Raw genomic sequence first — 18188 nt, forward strand, 5'->3', positions numbered from 1 at the left:
CGACCGGTGGGTCGACCGCGGAACGCCGAGCCACCGGTGGCCGGACACGTCCGGACACGCCCCACCCCAGACCCCACGCACGAGGAGCAGGTACGCCATGGCCCACCCACGTTTGATCCCACGTGTCCGGCGCAGAGCCGCCCTCGCGGCGTCCGGATGGATCGCCCTCGCCGCGACCGCCTTCCCCGGCGGCTCCCCGCTGCGCTGGATTCCCGTCCTCGCCTTCGTCACCCTCGGCCCCGGCCTCGCCCTGCTGTTCCCGCAGCCGGGCGGACTGCGGCCCGGCGCCCGCCTGGAAGCCCTGGCCTTCGCCGCGCCCCTCAGCCTGTCCGTGGCCACGCTCGCCGCGACCGCCCTGTTCCTCGCCGAGTCGTTCTCGCTCGTCGTCTTCCTGGCGGTCCTCGCCCTCTTCGTCAGCGTGGCCGCCGTCCTGCCGGGAGTGCCGCTCCCGGCCGCCACACGCGGCGCCGTCGAGCGCGAGGGGGTCCGGCCCTCCGGCGGATTCCGCAAACGAAGCTCCGGTGAGGCCCGGTGAAGCGGCGGCACGGCAAGGGAGGGGCCGCGGCCCGGCTGGCCGTGGCGCTCGCCGCCGTCGGCGCGCTGACCGCCGGGATAGGCGTTTGGACGGCCCTCGCCGAGGGCGACGACGACTGCGCGCCGAACGAGAAGCTGGTCCTGTCGTGCGGAGCCTGGTGGGGCGCGTACATCCCCTACGACGAGGACAGTTCGCTCACCCGGCCGGTGTACGCCTTCGAGAGGAAGATCGGCCGCAAGCTCGACCTGGTCTACACGTACCACGACATGTCGGGGAGCAAGGCCGACGGTGAGCTGCTCACCCCCGACGAGGTCGAACTCGGCCGCGAACGGCTTCTCATGCTCGCCTGGGAATCCACCGTCTGGACCGAGAAGCACCACGCCAACTGGACGGAGCGCCAGCTCGGCTGGAAGAACATCGCCGCGGGAGCGTACGACAGCTCCGTCATCGACCCCCAGGCCCGGCGCGTCAAGGCGTACGGCAAGCGGGTCTTCTTCTCCTTCGACCAGGAGGCCGACTTCCGCATCGAACAGGGCGCGGGGACCCCCCAGGAGTACGTCGCCGCCTACCGTCACGTCCGCGACCGCTTCGAGAAGCTGGGCGTGACCAACGTGGTGTGGGTCTGGACCGTTTCCGGCTACCTCGGCAACACCGACCTGATGAAGCGGCTCTACCCGGGCGACGACTACGTCGACTGGATCGGCATGGACCAGTACAACTACTACCTCTGCCACAAGTCACCGAACTGGCTGGACTTCGGCAGCAGCCAGCGCCCTAGCTACGACTGGCTGCGCGAGCACATCTCCGCCGACAAGCCCGTCATGCTCTCCGAGTTCTCCACCGCCCCCGACCCGGAACGGCCCGAGCGGCAGCGCGACTGGTACGCCGCCATCCCCGGGGTCGCCCCGACGCTGCCGAAGGTGAAGGCGTACGTGCACTGGAACCGCGCCGTGCCCGGTCCCGGCTGCGACCTGACCGTCGACCGGGGGCCGGCCCTGGAGGGCTACCGGATCGCCGGCCAGGACCCGTACTTCAAGCAGCCCCTGCCACGGCGCTGACGGGCACGGGAGGCTCAGCGGCGACGCGGGCCGCCGGTGAGGCCCCGCAGCGCGTACCCCGCCATCGCCCCTCCGCCCAGCCCCAGCAGCACCGTCAGCGGCGCCGCCGCGAACGCCTGCTGTCCCGCCCAGCCGGCCCAGACCAGGACCCAGACGGCCCCGGCCGTGACGCGCGGGCCCGCGCCGAGGGCGTGGAGCAGGGCGGCGGCGAGGAGGAGGCAGAGGGCCTGGGCCACGATCGGGGCCGTGGCGGCGGCCGGGCCCTCGCCGAGGAGGGCGGCGCCGGGGCCGCGGGCGTCCGCGGGGGACAGGCCGAGCAGGGGTGGCGCGGTGTGCAGGGCGAGGAAGGTGGTGAGCAGCACCGCCGCGGTGAAGCCGGGCCGGAAGGTCCGCAGGCCGACGGCGACGCCCTGGAGGGCGACGAGCAGCAGTCCGGCGGCGAGGGTCGCCGGCGGCAGGGCGGCGAGGAGGGCGGGGCCGGAGAGCCGGCCGGGGGCGAGGTCGCCGGCGGGGACCAGCGGGAGCCAGAAGAGGGCCGCGGCGCCGCCGAGGAGCGGCCACAGCAGCGGTGCGGGCACCGGCGTGCGCCGGGGCGCGAGCCGTTGGGGTGGGGCGGCCGGTTCCTCGTACCGGTCCCGGGGGACGAGGACGGGGATGCCGAACGCCGGTGTCACCGAGTCGTGCGCCCCGCGCAGATAGGCGCTCTCGCGCGCCCAGTTGGTGCCGTAGCCGTCCTCCGCGCGCTCCCTCACCCGCGCCGCGGCCTTCGGTCCCTCGGGCGCCGTCCGGCCCTGGAGCGTGGCCCGCAGGCCCGGTACGCACGCGACGGCCGTCACGGTCATCCCGCCGAGGGCCGCGTACCCGGCCCCGGCGATGCCGAAGGGCCCGAGGAGGACGGCCGCGCTGCCGAGCACCAGGACGCACATGCCGCCCTGCAGGGCGGCGAGCATGCCGGTGCGGCCCTGGACGCGCAGGACGCCGATGTACAGCTCGACGGCGACCCGGGGCAGCGCGGCGGCCGAGAGCAGCCGCAGCACGGTCGTGCCCTTCTCGGCGTACTCCGTGCCGAAGGGGGCGAGGATCAGCGGGGCGAGGACGACGAGGACGAGGACGACCGGGACGAGCAGCAGCGCCATGCGGCGCAGCGCGCCCCGCACCCCTTCGGCGAGGGACTCGGGGCTGTGCGAGGCGTGGGCGGTGAGGGAGGAGGCCATGTTGATGGCCATGAACTCCATCGTGCCGCCGACGGTGTAGGCCGTGTAGAAGAAGGCGTTGTGGGCGGAGTCGAAGCGGACGGCGACCATCATCGGCAGCAGGCTGATCATGAGCAGGCTGAAGACCGAGCCCACGGAGTCCCCGGCGAGGAACCGGCCGATCTCGCGCATCGTGGGCGGCTCGCGGTCCCGGTCGGCGCGGGCCTGACGGGGGATGAGCCGCCGGAAGACGAGCCAGCCGAGCGGTACCACGGAGAGCGCGATCGCCGCCGACCAGGAGACGAAGACGCCGAGGACCGGCAGCCCGGCGGCGAGGACGACGAGCAGGATCAGCTTGCCGAGCGAGAAGACGGCGTTGCCGACGGGGACCCAAACGGCCCGTCTCAGGCCGGTGAGGACGGCGTCCTGGAGGGTGAGCAGCGCCCAGCCGACGCTGGCGGCGGTGAAGAAGACACCGGCGGAGAGCGTGCCGAGGGGGGCGTACGAGGGTCCCCACCAGTCCAGGGTGAGCAGGAAGACACCGGAGGCGACGCCGACGACCAGCGTGCTGACCAGGTACAGGCGGGCCACCAGCGGCCCGGTGGCGCGCCCGGCCCGGGGTACGTAGCGGACGACCGCGCCGGTCAGCGTCGTCGCCGTGAGCGAGGCGAGCATGCGCTGCGCGGCGATGGCGGCGGAGCCCTGCCCGACGGCCTCCTCGGTGTAGTGGCGGGCGGCCACCAGCCAGAAGCCGAGGCCGAGGGCGGCGGAGACGCCGGTGGACAGCATGAGGGCGTACGCGTTGCGGAACAGGGAGCCGTCGCCGGGCCCGTCCGTGTCCGCCGGGGGCTCCGGCGCGGCGCTCGTGGGCTTTCCCGGGGGGCGGCCGGTGTCCGGCGTGCGTATCGTCCCGGTCACCGCGCGCCGCCGGGGGCCGTGGCGGGGAGGGCGGGCGTGATTCCGGCGGAGCGCAGGGCCGTGAGCGCCCGGGCGGCGCGGCGCGGGTCCACGGGCAGGGCGTGCCGGGCGAAGTGTGCGGCGGCGGCCGGGGCGGGGGAGGGGTCGGTGAACGCCCCGCCCGCGTAGGTGTCGAGCGGCGGGTCGTAGAGGTAGCCGACGGTGATCCGGTGCCGGGCGAGCGCGGCGACGGCCGCGTCCCGGTCCTCGACGAGCAGCGGCACCCGGAACAGCGGCTGGGCCGGTCCGCCGCCGGGCCCGTACTCGCTGTCCAGGAGGCGCGCGGTGCCCTCCCGGTGGGCGGCGAGGACCGTGTCGAGCCGGGCGAGCCTGGCCCGGGTGCGGCGGAGCCTGGCCGGTCCGGGACGCAGGCGGTAGTCGTGCATGTCGACCCGGATCCAGGAGTGGAACGGGGCCAGCGCGGGCGCGGCCGGCAGGGCCCGCGCGAGGGCGTCGGCGCGCAGCGGCATCCGGATCTCCTCGCGCTCCTCCAGGCCGAGGGCCCGCAGGGCGGCGCGGGCGGCGCCGGTCAGCCTCAGGTGCCGTACGGCCGCCTCCGCGCCGGGCCGCAGGACGTAGGCGAGTTCGGACGCCGTACGGGCCGGGTGCAGCAGGGCGTCGCGGGCGCGGGTCAGCTCCGCGCGGAGCGAGGGGTCCGCGAGGGCGAGGAAGCCGCCGGTCTTGGCGCCGGTGTGCTTGGACAGGCTGAAGACGGCGGCCTCGCCGTACGTGCCGACCGGGCGGCCGCCGGTGGTGGAGCCGATCGCGTGGGCGGCGTCCTCGATCAGCGGGATGCCGAGCAGGTCGCAGCGGGCCCGCAGGTCGGGGGCCGGGTCGGGGTTCCCGTACAGGTTGGTGGTGAGGACGGCGGACAGGCCCCGCCAGACGGACCCGGGGACGGCCGCCGGGTCGATCGAGCCGTCCCGGGGGTCGAGCGGTGCCTGCACCGGGCGCAGTCCGGCGGCGAGGACAACGAAGAGGATGACGTCGTCGTTGACCGGCGACATCAGCACCCGGCCGCCTTGCGGGCAGAAGTGGCGCAGCGCCAGATAGAGGCCGAGGCGGCAGGAGGGGACGTAGAGGCACTCCCGGCCCCCGAGCCGCCTGCGCATGTCCTCCTCGAGTTCCGCGTACGCAGAAACCATGTGATTCCCCCCTGAACCCCGGGCTCAATGTGGCCCCTCCCGGACGGACGCGTCAACACGGCCCGCCGGTCGCGCGGAAGGGCCCGTCCCGGGTCGGTCGACCGTGAACGGGCCCTTTCCGCAGTCATCCTGACGGCTGGGGAGAGGCGGCGGGGCTCATTCCTCCAGAGTCAGTCCCCGGCGCAGCCGGGCGAGGGTGCGGGTGAGCAGCCGGGAGACGTGCATCTGCGAGATGCCGAGCTCCTGGCCGATCTCCGACTGGGTCATCCCGGAGACGAAACGCAGTGAGAGGATCTGCCGCTCACGGGAGGGCAGGGAGGCGATCATCGGCTTGAGGGAGGCGATGTACTCGATGCCGCTGATGCCGTGGTCCTCGTAGCCGAGCCGGTCGGCGAGGGAGTTCTCGCCGTCCTCCTCGTCGGCCTGCGCGTCGATGGAGCTGGCGGTGTACGCGTTGCTCGCGGCCATGCCCTCGACGACCTCGTCCTCGGAGATGCCGAGTTCCCGGGCGAGCTCGGCGACGGTCGGGGAGCGGTCGAGGCGCTGGGCGAGTTCGTCGCCGGTGCGCGCGAGCGTGATGCGCAGCTCCTGCAGGCGGCGCGGGACGTGCACCGACCAGGACGTGTCGCGGAAGAAGCGCTTGATCTCGCCGATGATCGTCGGCATCGCGAAGGTCGGGAACTCGACGCCACGGGACAGTTCGAAGCGGTCGATCGCCTTGATGAGGCCGATGGTGCCGACCTGGACGATGTCCTCCATCGGCTCGCTGCGGCTGGCGAACCGGCCGGCGGCGAACTTCACCAGGGCCAGGTTCAGCTCGACGAGGGTGTTGCGGACGTACGCGTACTCGTGGGTGCCCTCCTCCAGCTCGGCGAGCCGGGCGAAGAGGTCCTTGGACAGGGCGCGCGCGTCGGCCGGGGCCATCCGGTCGAGCGGACGGCGGTCGAGGCTCCGGGGGTCGAGGGACCAGGGGTCGGGCGTCGTGTCGTACGGGGTCGGACCGTCCGGGAACAGTCCGGCGGGGGACTCGGGGTCCGGGGTCGAAGGGGCGGGGAACGGGATTGCCGACGGCGCGTCGGGGGTACGCGGGGCGTCGAGCCGGGGTGACATGGAACTCCTCCGTGGTCTTCTTGCTGCGGTTTGCGGCGCCTCCAAAGCCGGCCGTGTCGGGTGTTCTCCTCTAGCCCTACCGGCTTCACCCGGACGGTTGCAAGTGCCAATAGTCATGCTTGTCCTGGTTTATGGGGGACCTCATGTGCAGGAAAGGCCATCCCGCTTGTAGGGTTCGTGGCACATCAGTCGGCATACGCGAGAGCGAGAAGAGGCACGGCCATGGACCGCCAGAACATCGACAGCGCGCAGCCCGGTCGGCTGCGGGTCGAGGTCCGGACCGTGGGTGGCAGCGAACTCCTCGCACCCCGGGGTGAGCTCGATCACCACACGGCCGAACTGTTGCGTGCCCCGCTCGACGGGGCGCTCGACGCGGGCCGCACGCGGCTCGTGGTCGACTGCTCGGAACTCGAGTTCTGCGACTCGACCGGCCTGAACGTCCTGCTGGGCGCCCGGATGCGGGCGGAGGCCGCCGGTGGCGGCGTCCACCTGGTGGCGATGCGCCCCGCGGTGGCCCGGGTCTTCCGGATCACCGGCGCCGACGCCGTGTTCACCCTGCACGACTCCCTCGACACGGCCCTGCCCGGCTGAGGGCGCCGCAGCCCCACCCCCCTCGCACCACCCGCACGTCCTGCCCCTCTGTCTCGTCACTCGGTGAGGTGAAGCGCTGATGGACCAAGCCACCGACGTCCGTACCCTCGCCCTCGGCGAGACGAGCGGCACGGTGCCGCTCGCCCGCGACTTCACGAGAACCGCGCTCCAGGAATGGGGCTGGTTGCCGGCCGCCACCGCGGACCGCAGGGCCGCCGCGGAGGACGTCCTGCTCGTCGTCTCCGAGCTCGTGACCAACGCCTGCCTGCACGCGGAGGGCCCCGAGAGCCTCCGCGTCGTACGGCTGCCGAAGGCGCTGCGCCTGGAGGTCTCCGACCGGGGCGCGGGCCAGCCGACGCCCCGCACGCCGCACCGCGCCGGACGCCCCGGCGGCCACGGCATGTTCATCGTGCAGCGCCTCTGTCTCGACTGGGGCGTCGAACGCATCCCCGGCGCCCCCGGCAAGACCGTGTGGGCCGAACTGGCCGCGCCTTCCTAGGGAAGCCCCCCTTCCTCGCCCCGGCGTCCCGCCGGGGGACCACGGGCCCGTTCCCTCCGTGGGCCCCCAAGGCGCCCCGGGCCCCCTCCCCTGAGCCCCCGTGCGCCCTCCCGCGCCCGGGGGCCTCGCCATGCCCGCAGGCCACCGGCCGGAGCCGGGCGCGCCGCGGTACTCGGGGCCCTGTAGGCGCTCGTACTCAGAAAGTACTCAAACCCGCGGTTTTCCCTTGTCGCCAAGGGAGCGCGGTGATTGTCTCTTCTCGTTCGCCCGGGCGAACATCGCACTCGCACTGCCTGCGCGACCGGCAGGTGAAAGACGTGCCGAGCCCTCTCCCAGGTCTTGGCACGAGGAAAGGAACACCCATGCGTTGGGGGAAGAAGCTCGCCTCCGGAACTCTCGCGGTGATGCTGGGGGCCGCGGGCACCGGCCTGCTCGCCGCGGCACCGGCCCAGGCAGCGGGGAAGTACACCTGCAAGGCGTACGCGAGCATGGACAAGCTGGGCCGCCCTACGGCCTACTCCACCTGCAAGTCGGGCGGCGGCAAGGCGGTCAAGCAGCACCGGGTGGTGATCAAGTGCGACCAGGTGCAGGGGGCGCGGGAGCACGTGATGACCTGGACCCTCTACGGTCCCTGGGTCGGGCCGGGCCAGAAGTCGCACGTCCGGTGCGGCACCAAGAACTTCCTGCGGGGCTTCAGCGCCCAGACGCGCTGACACGCGAGAAGGGGCCTGGCCCGGCACTCCGAAGGGAGTGCCGGGCCAGGCCCCTTTGTCACGCGGATCCGCCCGTCAGGGCGTCAGCGCACGTCACCCATGAGCGCACGGATCTTCTTGCCCGCCGTCATGAAGGCCAGGCCCGCGGCGACCGCCACGACCGCCCACAGCGAGTAGTACAGCGCGTCACCGAGCGGCTTGTTCAGCTTGGTGGTCCAGCCGTTGAGGGCGTTGCCGGTCGCGGTGGCGAGGAACCAGAGACCCATGATCTGGCCCACGAACTGCTTCGGCGCCAGCTTCGTCGACAGCGACAGACCCACCGGCGAGAGGCACATCTCACCCATCGTCTGGACGAGGTAGACGCTCAGCAGCCAGAACACGGTGACCTTGCCGGTCTCGCTGTTGGCCGCGGCGGCACCCGCGAGACCCATGATGGCGAACGATCCGCCGATGAGGAGCATCGCCAGGGCGAACTTCATCGGGGCGCTCGGCTCACGGTTGCGCGTGGCGAGCTTCACCCACAGCGCCGCGAAGAGCGGGGCCAGGACGATGACCATCGCCGGGTTCACCGACTGGTACCAGGAGGCGGGGAACTCCCAGCCGCCGATCATGCGGTCCGTCTTGTTGTCCGCGAACAGCGTCAGCAGCGAGCCCGACTGGTCGTAGATCATCCAGAAGAGGACGGCCGTGGCGAAGAACCAGACGAACGCCTTGATCTTCGGCCGGTCCTCGGCGGTGAGCGCCGGGTTGCGGTACATGGCGATGAAGTAGACCACCGGCACGACGATGCCCAGGATGGCGAGCACGTTCACGATGTGCTCGATGTCGTAGGTGCCGAGCACGATGTCCGCGACGAGCGCGGCCACGGCCACGCCGCCCCACAGCAGGACCTTGCGCAGCGCGCTGCGCTTCTCCTCGGGGGAGGCCGGGGTGCCCGGGTGCTTGCCCACCTCGCCGAGGTGACGGGAACCGAGGACGTACTGGACGACGGCGAGCGTCATGCCGATGCCGGCGACGGCGAAGCCGAGGTGCCAGTTGACGTTCTCGCCGAGGTAGCCGACGACCAGCGGCGCGGCCATGCCACCGATGTTGATCGACATGTAGAAGAGCGTGAAGCCGGCGTCACGGCGCGCGCTCTCCTGGCCCTCGTACAGGCCGCCGACCATGGCCGAGATGTTCGGCTTGAGGAGACCCGTACCGGCCGCGATGAGCGCGAGGCCCACGAAGAACGCCGTGTCCGAGGGAATCGCGAGGGTGTAGTGGCCCAGAGCGATGACGATGCCGCCGACGAGGACGGCCTTGCGCGCGCCCCACAGCCGGTCGGCGACCCAGCCGCCGGGCATGGCTGCCATGTAGACGACCGCGTTGTAGACGCCGTAGATGGAGGCGGCCAGTGCCTCCCGGCCCTCCAGGGGGCCGTCGAGAACGCCCGCGACCAGGTAGAGAACGAGAATGCCGCGCATTCCGTACCAGGAGAAGCGCTCCCACATCTCGGTCATGAAGAGAGTGGCCAGGCCGCGGGGGTGGCCGAAGAAGGTCTTCTCGGGACCGGGGGCCCCGGCGGAATCCTTCGTCAGGCTGGACGCCATGTCGATCCTTGCTCTGTCGGGACGCGTTCGCTTCGTGAGCGGGTGCGCCCGGTGGGGGAGGCCGGCACCGGCGGGGTGCGGTCGCGCCCCTCCGGGATCCACGCCCTGGCGCGATGTCGCGCCTCGGACCCGGCCCACAGGTCATTCGCTGTCCTCAGGGTCGCCGGGGCGGCCCTGTGCAGAAAAGAGACCCTTGGCGTGTCGAACACGGCCAAAGGTCCCCGATTACCGCAACAGAACTACTCGACACCATACGACACGACAGTGCCGGATATGGAAGGACTTGAGAGATGGATCACAGGTGACAAAGGAACCGCCCACCTTCATTCGAAGGTCATGAGTAGGTTACGCGCCATGATCCGGAGGACCCATGGGCGGGCCCCGCATCCCGGCACCGTCGCCCACGGGCGGCCTCCGCATCCCGCCCCGGCCGGGGACCCTCGCGGACTACCATCACCCCATGACCCGTGTACTGCTCGCCGAGGACGACGCATCCATCTCGGAACCGCTGGCCCGCGCCCTGCGGAGAGAGGGGTACGAGGTCGAGGTCCGCGAGGACGGACCCACCGCCCTCGACACGGGACTCCAGGGCGGAGTGGACCTGGTCGTGCTCGACCTGGGGCTGCCCGGCATGGACGGTCTGGAGGTCGCCCGGCGGCTGCGCGCCGAGGGGCACACCGTCCCCATCCTGGTCCTGACCGCCCGCGCCGACGAGGTCGACACCGTGGTCGGCCTGGACGCCGGCGCCGACGACTACGTCACCAAGCCCTTCCGGCTGGCCGAACTCCTCGCCCGCGTCCGGGCCCTGCTGCGGCGCGGTTCCACCGAGCCCGCCGCCGCCCCCTCCACCCACGGCGTCCGGATCGACGTCGAGTCCCACCGGGCCTGGATGGGCGACGAGGAGCTGCAGCTCACCGCCAAGGAGTTCGACCTGCTGCGGGTCCTCGTCCGGGACGCGGGCCGGGTCGTCACCCGCGACCAGCTGATGCGCGAGGTCTGGGACACCACCTGGTGGTCCTCCACCAAGACCCTCGACATGCACATCTCCTGGCTGCGCAAGAAGCTCGGTGACGACGCGGCCAACCCGCGCTACATCGCCACCGTGCGCGGCGTCGGCTTCCGCTTCGAAAAGAGCTGAGCCACCTCCGTGCGCCGCCGCCTCATCAACTCCACGCTCGCCGTGGTGCTCGTCGTCATCTCCGTCTTCGGGGTCTCCCTGGTCATCGTGGAGACCCGCACCATCACCAGCAGCGCCCAGGAGAGCGTCGACTCCGAGGCCCTGCGGATCGTCTCCATCGTCGACAGCCGGCTGATCGGCGGCGAACCGGTCAACCCGGACATCCTCGCCGAACAGAGCGGCGCCAAGCGGTACGCGCGGATCCTCATCCCCGGCCGCTCCCCGATCGAGATCGGCGAAGCCCCTTCCGGGGACGTCATCCGGGGTCTCGCCGAGGGCGAGCGCGGCGAGACCGTGATCGTAGAGGAGTCCCGGTCCACCGTCACCGCCGAGGTCGGCCGCACCCTGCTCATCATCGGCGCGGTGGCCCTGCTCGCCGTCGTCGCCGCCGTCCTCCTCGCCGTACGCCAGGCGAACAAGCTGGCCTCGCCGCTCACCGACCTCGCCGAGACCGCCGAGCGCCTCGGCTCGGGCGATCCCCGGCCCCGGCACCGGCGGTACGGGGTGCCCGAGCTGGACCGGGTCGCGGACGTCCTGGACGCCTCCGCCGAGCGGATCGCCCGGATGCTGACCGCCGAGCGCCGGCTCGCCGCCGACGCCTCCCATCAGCTCCGTACGCCCCTGACCGCGCTCTCCATGCGCCTGGAGGAGGTCGCGCTCGCCGACGACCTGGAGACGGTCAAGGAAGAGGCGCACATCGCGCTCACCCAGGTCGAGCGGCTCACCGACGTGGTGCAGCGGCTGCTCACCAACGCGCGGGACCCGCGTACCGGCTCCGCCGTCGCCTTCGACCTGGACGAGGTGATCAAGCAGCAGATCGAGGAGTGGCGGCCGGCCTACCGCAGCGCGGGCCGGGCCATCGTCCACTCCGGCAAGCAGGGCATGCGGGCCGTCGGCACCCCCGGCGCGGTCGCCCAGGTACTCGCGGCGCTCATCGAGAACTCGCTCATGCACGGCGGCGGCACGGTGGCCCTGCGCACCCGGGTCACCGGCAACCAGTCGGTGATCGAGGTCACCGACGAGGGCCCCGGCGTCCCGGCCGACCTCGGCGCGCGGATCTTCGAGCGGGCGGTCAGCGGGCGCAGCTCGACCGGCATCGGCCTGGCCGTGGCCCGTGACCTCGCGGAGGCGGACGGCGGGCGCCTGGAACTGCTCCAGCAGCAGCCGCCGGTCTTCGCCCTGTTCCTGAGCCGCGAGGTCCGCAGCGGCTCGGGAACGGGCCCGGGCGAGCGCCCGGTCCGCTGACGCGCGGAGCCGCCCCGTACGGGACACGGGTGGTCGCGCCGTACGGGAAAGCGGCCCCCGGCCGGTACGCGAAAGGGCCGGTCCGCTTCCGCGGACCGGCCCTTCCGAGCGACGGAGAGGGTCAGACCCGGTCGGGCTGACGGCGGGTGGCCTGGCGCGGGGCGCGCTCCAGCAGGGCCTCGGCCGCCTGCACCGCCTCCTTCTCCTCCGGGTCCGGCAGCGCGCGGAAGACCCACGTGCGGTAGGACCAGAAGCGGAAGACGGTGCCCAGACCGATGCCCAGGAACTTGAAGATGTTGCTCTGCAGCGGACTGTCCCAGCCGAAGCCGTACGTCGCCGCGAAGAGCACGCCGTTCTGGATCACCAGACCGATCGCGCTGAACACGAAGAACAGCGTCACCTCGCGGGTCCGGCGGCTCTTGTCCCGGTCGCGGTACGTGAAGTACCGGAAGCCCAGGTAGTTGAAGCCGATGGCGACGACCGTGGCGATGACGCTCGCCCGGACGACCTGGAGGTCCGTGAAGTGCCGGACGAGGTTGAAGACGCCGAGGTCGACCAGGACCCCGAGCCCACCCACCGCGCCGAACTTCGCGAACTCGCGGGACAGCCGGTCGAGCCGCACCCGCAGTGCGCTTCGGTCACTCATGGTGGTCGCTCGTTCCATCCGTTCATATGACGTCCGGATGACGTCAACCAATCCATGCTAACCAGCCCGTCCGGTGAACGTCTGCCCGCCGTCGAAACTCTGATCCTTCCCCGCCCCACCTGTGGCAACACACAGCCGAACGGGTCATCCTGGTTGTGCGGATACCCTAAGAGGGTGACGTTCCCCGTAGTAGGCATGGTCGGAGGCGGGCAGCTCGCCCGTATGACCCACGAGGCGGGTATCCCCCTCGGTATCAGGTTCAAGCTCCTCAGTGACACCCCGCAGGACTCGGCGGCGCAGGTGGTCGGCGACGTGGTCGTCGGTGACTACCGCGACCTCGACACCTTGCGCGACTTCGCACGCGGCTGTGACGTGATCACCTTCGATCACGAGCACGTGCCCACCGAGCACCTCCGCGCCCTGGAGGCCGACGGCATCCCCGTCCGGCCCGGCCCGGACGCGCTGGTGCACGCCCAGGACAAGGGGGTGATGCGCGCCCGGCTCGACGCGATCGGGGCGCCGAGCCCCCGGCACCGGATCGTGGCGGACCCGGCCGACGCGGCGGCCTTCGCGGCCGAGGTCGGCGGCTTCCCGATCATCCTCAAGACGGTGCGCGGCGGGTACGACGGCAAGGGCGTCTGGTTCGTCCGCTCCGAGGACGACGCCCACGACCCCTTCCGGGCCGGCGTCCCCGTCCTCGCCGAGGAGAAGGTCGACTTCACGCGCGAGCTCGCCGCGAACATCGTCCGCTCCCCGCACGGCCAGGCCGTCGCCTACCCGGTCGTGGAGTCCCGCCAGGTCGACGGCGTCTGCGACACCGTGATCGCGCCCGCCCCTGACCTGGACGACGAGCTGGCCGGGCAGGCCCAGCAGCTGGCCCTGCGGATCGCCCAGGAGCTCGGTGTCGTCGGTCACCTCGCCGTCGAGCTCTTCCAGACCGCGGACGGCCGCATCCTCGTCAACGAACTCGCGATGCGCCCCCACAACTCCGGCCACTGGACGCAGGACGGAGCGGTCACCTCGCAGTTCGCCAACCACGTCCGGGCGGTCCTCGACCTCCCCCTCGGCGATCCGCGCCCGCGTGCCCCCTGGACCGTGATGTGCAATGTCCTCGGCGGCGACTACCCGGACATGTACGGCGCGTACCTGCACTGCATGGCCAGGGACCCGCAGCTCAAGATCCACATGTACGGCAAGGACGTGAAGCCCGGCCGCAAGGTCGGACACGTCAACACCTACGGCGACGACCTGGACGACGTGCTGGAGCGCGCGCGCCACGCCGCCGACTACCTGCGAGGAACGATCGTTGAGTAATCCGCTCATTGGCATCGCCATGGGGTCCGACTCCGACTGGTCCGTCATGGAGGCCGCCGCCCAGGCCCTCGACGAGTTCGAGATCCCCTACGAGGTGAACGTCCTCTCCGCGCACCGGATGCCGCGCGAGATGATCGCTTACGGTGAGCAGGCCGCGGGCCGCGGGCTCAAGGCGCTCATCGCAGGCGCGGGCGGCGCCGCCCACCTCCCCGGCATGCTCGCCTCGGTCACCCCACTCCCGGTCATCGGCGTCCCCGTGCCGCTGAAGTACCTCGACGGCATGGACTCGCTCCTCTCCATCGTGCAGATGCCGGCGGGGGTGCCCGTCGCCACGGTCTCCGTCGCCGGCGCCCGCAACGCGGGCCTGCTGGCCGCCCGGATGCTCGCCGCGCACGACCCCGAGCTGCTGGGGCGGATGACGGACTTCCTGCAGGAGCTCAACGACCAGGCCACCGAGAAGGGCAAGCGCCTGCGCGCCAAGGTCGAGGGTTCCTCCTCCTTCGGCTTCGCCAAGTGAGCGCGGTGCCCACCGCCGCCGACCGCCTCGCGGAGGCCAGGGAGCTCCTGGCCTCCGCCCCCGTCGTCGACGGCCACAACGACCTGCCGTGGGCGCTGCGCGAGCACGTGCGCTACGACCTCGACAAGCTGGACATCGGCGCCGACCAGACCGGCACGCTCCACACCGACCTGGCCCGCCTCCGGGCCGGCGGCGTCGGCGCCCAGTTCTGGTCCGTGTACGTGCCGGCCCGGCTCACCGGCGACCACGCGGTCAGCGCCACCCTGGAGCAGATCGACCTCGTCGACCAGCTCCTCGCCCGGTACGGCACGGAGCTGGCCCCCGCCCTGACGGCGGACGACATGGAGGCGGCCCGCGCGCGAGGCCGTATCGCCTCCCTCAAGGGTGCCGAGGGCGGCCACTCGATCAACAACTCCCTCGCCACCCTGCGCGCGCTGCACGCCCTCGGCGTCCGCTACATGACGCTCACGCACAACGACAACAACGACTGGGCGGACTCGGCGACCGACGAGCCGCGCGTCGGCGGGCTCTCCGCCTTCGGCCGCGAGGTCGTCCGCGAGATGAACCGCTCCGGTGTGCTCGTGGACCTCTCGCACGTCGCCGCCACCACCATGCGGGACGCGCTGGACACCACGGCGGCGCCGGTGATCTTCTCGCACTCCTCGGCCCGGGCGGTCTGCGACCATCCGCGCAACGTCCCGGACGACGTCCTGGAGCGGCTGCCGGCCAACGGCGGGGTCGCGATGGCCACCTTCGTGCCGAAGTTCATCCTGCCCGCCGCCGTCGCCTGGACCGAGCGCGCCGACGCGAACCTGCGGGCCCACGGCCTGCACCACCTGGACACCACTCCGCGGGCCATGGAGATCCACCGGGCCTTCGAGGCGGTGGACCCGCGCCCCTTCGCCACCGTCGCCACGGTCGCCGACCACCTCGACCACATGCGCGAGGCCGCCGGCATCGACCACATCGGCATCGGCGGCGACTACGACGGCACCGCGTTCACCCCGGCCGGCCTCGACGACGTCGCCGGCTACCCCAACCTGATCGCGGAGCTCCTGCACCGCGGCTGGTCCCGGGCGGACCTGACCAAGCTGACCTGGTCCAACGCGGTCCGCGTCCTGCGCGACGCCGAGGACGTCGCCCGCGACCTCAGCAGCCGTACGGCCCCGTCGAACGCGACCATCGACGCTCTGGACGGCCCGGCGGCGCCCGGCGCCTGAGCGCGGGCGGCGGAGCCGTACCCCGCCCGCCGCCTCACCCGTACGGCCCTCCCGCCGGGCCCCGCGCCGGGGACGGTGGCACGCTGGACGGTACCGCCCCGCCCTTTCGGCGGGGCGGTACTGCGTCACCGAGCCCGGAGTTGCGCCATGGCCGATCTGGACGACCGTTCCCCGCTGTCCGCCTCCGTCGCCGCGGCGGACCCGCCGACGGCCGCGGAGAAGGGCCGGACGGCATGGGCCCGCGCGCTCCTCGCCGCACACCCGGTGCTCGAAGGCCACGCCGAGCTGCCCCCGTCCGCCGGCCCGGAGGAGCTCCCGGCCGCCGGCACGGCGGAGGTGGGCGCCCGGTTCTGGTCGCTGCTCGTCGACCCCGAGGAGGGCGTCATCGGCACCCTCCGCCGGATCGACGCCGCCCGGTCCCTCGTGGCCGCCCGCCCCGAGAGCCTCTGCCTGGCCCGCACCACCGCCGAGATCGCGCGAGCCCGGCGGAGCGGCCGGGTCGCCGCCGTCCTCGGCCCGGTCGGCTGGACCGCCCTCGGCGGCTCCGGCGCCACTCTCCGCGCCTACCGCGCGCTCGGCGTGCGGGCCGTGAACCTCACCCGCTTCGACCGCTTCGCCCGCGAGGCGGTACGGGAGATGAACCGCGTCGGCCTGGCCGTGGACCTCTCCGGCGCGGACCCCGACACCGTCCGCCGCGCCCTCGCCGCCACCCGGGCCCCCGCCCTGCTGACCCGCGCCGCCCCCGAGGACCTCCCGGACGACGTCCTGCGCCTCCTCGGCGGCAACGGCGCCGTCTGCATGGTCCCGGTGGCCGCCGAGCCCCACGCCACCGCCGACGTCCTCGACCGGGTCCGGGCGCACGCGGGCCCGCACGGCGTGGGCCTCTCCCGCGCGCTGTCCCCGGGCCTCGGCTACGTACCGCTCCTCGCCGAGCTGCTCCGCAGGGGCTGGTCGGCCCCCGAACTGGTGGGCCTCGCCCACGCCAACGTCACCCGGGCGCTGCGCGAGACGGAGTACCTCGCCCGAGGCCGCCGTGCCCGGCCGGCGGCGGCCTGAACCGCACGGGACACCGCGGGAGACGTACGGGCGACGGACAGGCGGTCAGGACCGGGGGCGGCCCATCGCGCGGTAGGTCCAGCCGGCGGCCCGCCACAGCTCGCCGTCCAGGGCGTTGCGCCCGTCGAGGATCACGCGCGAGGAGGCCACGGAGGCCAGCTCCGCCGGGTCCAGCTCGCGGAACTCGCGCCACTCCGTCAGGTGGAGCACCACGTCCGCGCCACGCACCGCGTCGACGGCCGAGTCCGCGTACCCGAGCGTCGGGAAGACCTTGCGGGCGTTGTCCATGCCCTTGGGGTCGTACACGGTCACCTGGCCGCCCTGGAGGTGTATCTGGCCGGCCACGTTGAGGGCGGGGGAGTCGCGGACGTCGTCCGAGTCCGGCTTGAAGGTCGCGCCGAGCACGGCCACCCGGCGGCCCAGGAAGGAGGAGCCGCCCAGGGCCTCGCGGGCCATCTCGACCATCTGGCCGCGCCGCCGCATGTTGATCGAGTCGATCTCGCGCAGGAAGGTCAGGGCCTGGTCGGCGCCCAGCTCGCCCGCGCGGGCCATGAACGCCCGGATGTCCTTCGGCAGACAGCCGCCGCCGAAGCCGATGCCCGCGCGCAGGAACTTGGCGCCGATCCGGTCGTCATGGCCGATGGCCTCGGCGAGCTTGGCGACGTCGCCGCCGGCCGCCTCGCAGACCTCCGCCATCGCGTTGATGAAGGAGATCTTGGTGGCGAGGAAGGAGTTGGCGGCCGTCTTGACCAGCTCGGCGGTCGGGAAGTCGGTCACCACGAACGGCGAGCCCTCGCCGACGGGGACCGCGTACACCTCACGCAGCGTCTTCTCGGCCCGCTCGCTCCGCACGCCGACCACGATCCGGTCCGGACGCAGGGTGTCCTGGACGGCGAAGCCCTCCCGCAGGAACTCGGGGTTCCAGGCCAGCTCCACCCCTTCGGGGAGCAGCTCGGCGAGCCGGTCGGCCGAGCCGACCGGCACGGTCGACTTGCCGACGACGAGCGCGCCGTCGCGGACGACGGCGGCGAGCGAGGCGAAGGCGGCGTCGACATGACTCATGTCGCAGGCGTACTCGCCGTGCTTCTGCGGGGTGTTCACGCAGACGAAGTGCACGTCGCCGAAGGCGCCGACCTCCTCCCAGGAGGAGGTGAAGCGCAGCCGCCCGCTGGAGCCCTCGATCCCGGCGACGTGCCGGGCGAGGAGGTCCTCCAGGCCGGGCTCGTACATGGGGACACGGCCCGCGGCCAGCATCTCGACCTTCTCCGGGACGACGTCCAGTCCGAGCACCTCGAAGCCGAGCTCCGCCATGGCCGCGGCGTGGGTGGCGCCCAGGTAGCCGGTTCCGATGACGGTGATCTTCAGGGCCATGCGGGACTCCAGAGACGTCGGGCGGAATGCCTGCCCGAGCATAGTCGGGCTCTGGCCCGGTGCCCCGCAACGCCCTACCCTTTGGGTTACTTAACGGTAGTTAGCAACGCGGGAGTGAGACACAGTGGCGGGTTCTGCTGATTTCGACCTGTATCGGCCTTCGGAGGAGCACGACATGCTCCGGGAGTCGGTGCGTGCGCTGGCGGAGGCGAAGATCGCGCCGTTCGCCGCTGCGGTGGACGAGGAGGGGCG

The 18188-nt window shown here is 72.7% G+C and carries 18 protein-coding genes; 12 read left to right on the forward strand and 6 right to left on the reverse strand.

Annotated elements, in window-relative coordinates:
- Positions 1-97: 97 nt before the first annotated feature.
- Positions 98-535, forward strand: coding sequence for a hypothetical protein (locus ABTY40_RS19750; RefSeq protein ID WP_352060684.1), 438 nt, complete (start codon positions 98-100; stop codon positions 533-535).
- Positions 532-1593: a glycosyl hydrolase gene (locus ABTY40_RS19755; RefSeq protein WP_352060685.1), complete on the forward strand. Its 1062-nt coding sequence runs from the start codon at positions 532-534 to the stop codon at positions 1591-1593. The genes ABTY40_RS19750 and ABTY40_RS19755 overlap by 4 nt, the downstream gene beginning before the upstream one ends.
- Positions 1594-1607: 14 nt before the next feature.
- On the opposite strand, the gene ABTY40_RS19760 is transcribed toward ABTY40_RS19755, so the two are convergent.
- The 3 genes from ABTY40_RS19760 to ABTY40_RS19770 all read right to left on the reverse strand — a co-directional run bounded on the left by ABTY40_RS19760 (position 1608) and on the right by ABTY40_RS19770 (position 5998).
- Positions 1608-3704: a lipopolysaccharide biosynthesis protein gene (locus ABTY40_RS19760; RefSeq protein ID WP_352060686.1), complete on the reverse strand. Its 2097-nt coding sequence runs from the start codon at positions 3702-3704 to the stop codon at positions 1608-1610.
- Positions 3701-4888, reverse strand: coding sequence for a DegT/DnrJ/EryC1/StrS family aminotransferase (locus tag ABTY40_RS19765; RefSeq protein ID WP_352060687.1), 1188 nt, complete (start codon positions 4886-4888; stop codon positions 3701-3703). The genes ABTY40_RS19760 and ABTY40_RS19765 overlap by 4 nt, the downstream gene beginning before the upstream one ends.
- 156 nt (positions 4889-5044) lie before the next feature.
- Positions 5045-5998 carry an RNA polymerase sigma factor SigF gene (locus tag ABTY40_RS19770; RefSeq protein WP_352060688.1) on the reverse strand — a complete coding sequence of 318 codons (954 nt, stop codon included), beginning with the start codon at positions 5996-5998 and terminating at the stop codon, positions 5045-5047.
- Positions 5999-6220: 222 nt separating this feature from the next.
- Here ABTY40_RS19770 and ABTY40_RS19775 point away from each other — a divergent pair, with 222 nt between their 5' ends.
- The 3 genes from ABTY40_RS19775 to ABTY40_RS19785 all read left to right on the forward strand — a co-directional run bounded on the left by ABTY40_RS19775 (position 6221) and on the right by ABTY40_RS19785 (position 7801).
- Positions 6221-6589: an STAS domain-containing protein gene (locus tag ABTY40_RS19775; protein ID WP_345285152.1), complete on the forward strand. Its 369-nt coding sequence runs from the start codon at positions 6221-6223 to the stop codon at positions 6587-6589.
- Positions 6590-6668: 79 nt separating this feature from the next.
- Entirely contained in the window at positions 6669-7088 is a 420-nt protein-coding gene (locus tag ABTY40_RS19780) for an ATP-binding protein (RefSeq protein WP_352060689.1), read from the forward strand.
- A gap of 362 nt (positions 7089-7450) precedes the next feature.
- Positions 7451-7801 carry a hypothetical protein gene (locus ABTY40_RS19785; RefSeq protein WP_352060690.1) on the forward strand — a complete coding sequence of 117 codons (351 nt, stop codon included), beginning with the start codon at positions 7451-7453 and terminating at the stop codon, positions 7799-7801.
- An 83-nt stretch (positions 7802-7884) separates the two neighbouring features.
- Here the strand turns inward: ABTY40_RS19785 and ABTY40_RS19790 are convergent, their stop codons facing one another.
- Positions 7885-9390, reverse strand: a complete 1506-nt coding sequence (locus tag ABTY40_RS19790; protein WP_352060691.1) for a peptide MFS transporter — start codon at positions 9388-9390, stop codon at positions 7885-7887.
- Between the two features lie 460 nt (positions 9391-9850).
- Here ABTY40_RS19790 and ABTY40_RS19795 point away from each other — a divergent pair, with 460 nt between their 5' ends.
- Positions 9851-10528 (forward strand): response regulator transcription factor, encoded by a 678-nt coding sequence (locus ABTY40_RS19795; protein ID WP_352060692.1) that lies wholly within the window; start codon positions 9851-9853, stop codon positions 10526-10528.
- A 9-nt stretch (positions 10529-10537) separates the two neighbouring features.
- Positions 10538-11812, forward strand: a complete 1275-nt coding sequence (locus ABTY40_RS19800; protein ID WP_345285142.1) for a sensor histidine kinase — start codon at positions 10538-10540, stop codon at positions 11810-11812.
- Between the two features lie 121 nt (positions 11813-11933).
- Here the strand turns inward: ABTY40_RS19800 and ABTY40_RS19805 are convergent, their stop codons facing one another.
- Positions 11934-12458, reverse strand: a complete 525-nt coding sequence (locus ABTY40_RS19805; protein ID WP_345285140.1) for a GtrA family protein — start codon at positions 12456-12458, stop codon at positions 11934-11936.
- Between the two features lie 174 nt (positions 12459-12632).
- Here ABTY40_RS19805 and ABTY40_RS19810 point away from each other — a divergent pair, with 174 nt between their 5' ends.
- The 4 genes from ABTY40_RS19810 (at position 12633) to ABTY40_RS19825 (ending at position 16565) form a co-directional block, all read left to right on the forward strand.
- Positions 12633-13772, forward strand: coding sequence for a 5-(carboxyamino)imidazole ribonucleotide synthase (locus tag ABTY40_RS19810; protein ID WP_352060693.1), 1140 nt, complete (start codon positions 12633-12635; stop codon positions 13770-13772).
- A 19-nt stretch (positions 13773-13791) separates the two neighbouring features.
- On the forward strand, positions 13792-14289 hold the full coding sequence (gene purE / locus ABTY40_RS19815; RefSeq protein ID WP_345285396.1) for a 5-(carboxyamino)imidazole ribonucleotide mutase: 498 nt from the start codon (positions 13792-13794) through the stop codon (positions 14287-14289).
- Positions 14286-15509: a dipeptidase gene (locus ABTY40_RS19820; protein ID WP_352060694.1), complete on the forward strand. Its 1224-nt coding sequence runs from the start codon at positions 14286-14288 to the stop codon at positions 15507-15509. The genes purE and ABTY40_RS19820 overlap by 4 nt, the downstream gene beginning before the upstream one ends.
- 147 nt (positions 15510-15656) lie before the next feature.
- Complete coding sequence (locus ABTY40_RS19825; protein WP_352060695.1) at positions 15657-16565, forward strand: membrane dipeptidase; 909 nt, start codon at positions 15657-15659, stop codon at positions 16563-16565.
- Positions 16566-16610: 45 nt separating this feature from the next.
- Here ABTY40_RS19825 and ABTY40_RS19830 read toward each other — a convergent pair whose 3' ends face one another.
- Complete coding sequence (locus tag ABTY40_RS19830; RefSeq protein WP_352060696.1) at positions 16611-17936, reverse strand: UDP-glucose dehydrogenase family protein; 1326 nt, start codon at positions 17934-17936, stop codon at positions 16611-16613.
- 124 nt (positions 17937-18060) lie between these two features.
- Here ABTY40_RS19830 and ABTY40_RS19835 point away from each other — a divergent pair.
- Positions 18061-18188 (forward strand): acyl-CoA dehydrogenase family protein (locus ABTY40_RS19835; RefSeq protein ID WP_352060707.1); only part of this gene is annotated, 128 nt, incomplete at its 3' end.

The sequence above is a fragment of the Streptomyces sp. NPDC126503 genome (assembly GCF_040302405.1).
Classification (GTDB): Bacteria; Actinomycetota; Actinomycetes; order Streptomycetales; family Streptomycetaceae; genus Streptomyces; species Streptomyces gulbargensis.

Bases quoted from the DNA above. Each gene is read 5' to 3' on its own strand.
- ABTY40_RS19750 (WP_352060684.1), top strand. From the start codon at position 98: ATGGCCCACCCACGTTTGATCCCACGTGTCCGGCGCAGAGCCGCCCTC.
- ABTY40_RS19765 (WP_352060687.1), bottom strand. From the start codon at position 4,888: ATGGTTTCTGCGTACGCGGAACTCGAGGAGGACATGCGCAGGCGGCTC.
- ABTY40_RS19770 (WP_352060688.1), bottom strand. From the start codon at position 5,998: ATGTCACCCCGGCTCGACGCCCCGCGTACCCCCGACGCGCCGTCGGCA.
- ABTY40_RS19775 (WP_345285152.1), top strand. From the start codon at position 6,221: ATGGACCGCCAGAACATCGACAGCGCGCAGCCCGGTCGGCTGCGGGTC.
- ABTY40_RS19780 (WP_352060689.1), top strand. From the start codon at position 6,669: ATGGACCAAGCCACCGACGTCCGTACCCTCGCCCTCGGCGAGACGAGC.
- ABTY40_RS19785 (WP_352060690.1), top strand. From the start codon at position 7,451: ATGCGTTGGGGGAAGAAGCTCGCCTCCGGAACTCTCGCGGTGATGCTG.
- ABTY40_RS19790 (WP_352060691.1), bottom strand. From the start codon at position 9,390: ATGGCGTCCAGCCTGACGAAGGATTCCGCCGGGGCCCCCGGTCCCGAG.
- ABTY40_RS19795 (WP_352060692.1), top strand. From the start codon at position 9,851: ATGACCCGTGTACTGCTCGCCGAGGACGACGCATCCATCTCGGAACCG.
- ABTY40_RS19805 (WP_345285140.1), bottom strand. From the start codon at position 12,458: ATGAGTGACCGAAGCGCACTGCGGGTGCGGCTCGACCGGCTGTCCCGC.
- purE (WP_345285396.1), top strand. From the start codon at position 13,792: ATGGGGTCCGACTCCGACTGGTCCGTCATGGAGGCCGCCGCCCAGGCC.
- ABTY40_RS19825 (WP_352060695.1), top strand. From the start codon at position 15,657: ATGGCCGATCTGGACGACCGTTCCCCGCTGTCCGCCTCCGTCGCCGCG.
- ABTY40_RS19830 (WP_352060696.1), bottom strand. From the start codon at position 17,936: ATGGCCCTGAAGATCACCGTCATCGGAACCGGCTACCTGGGCGCCACC.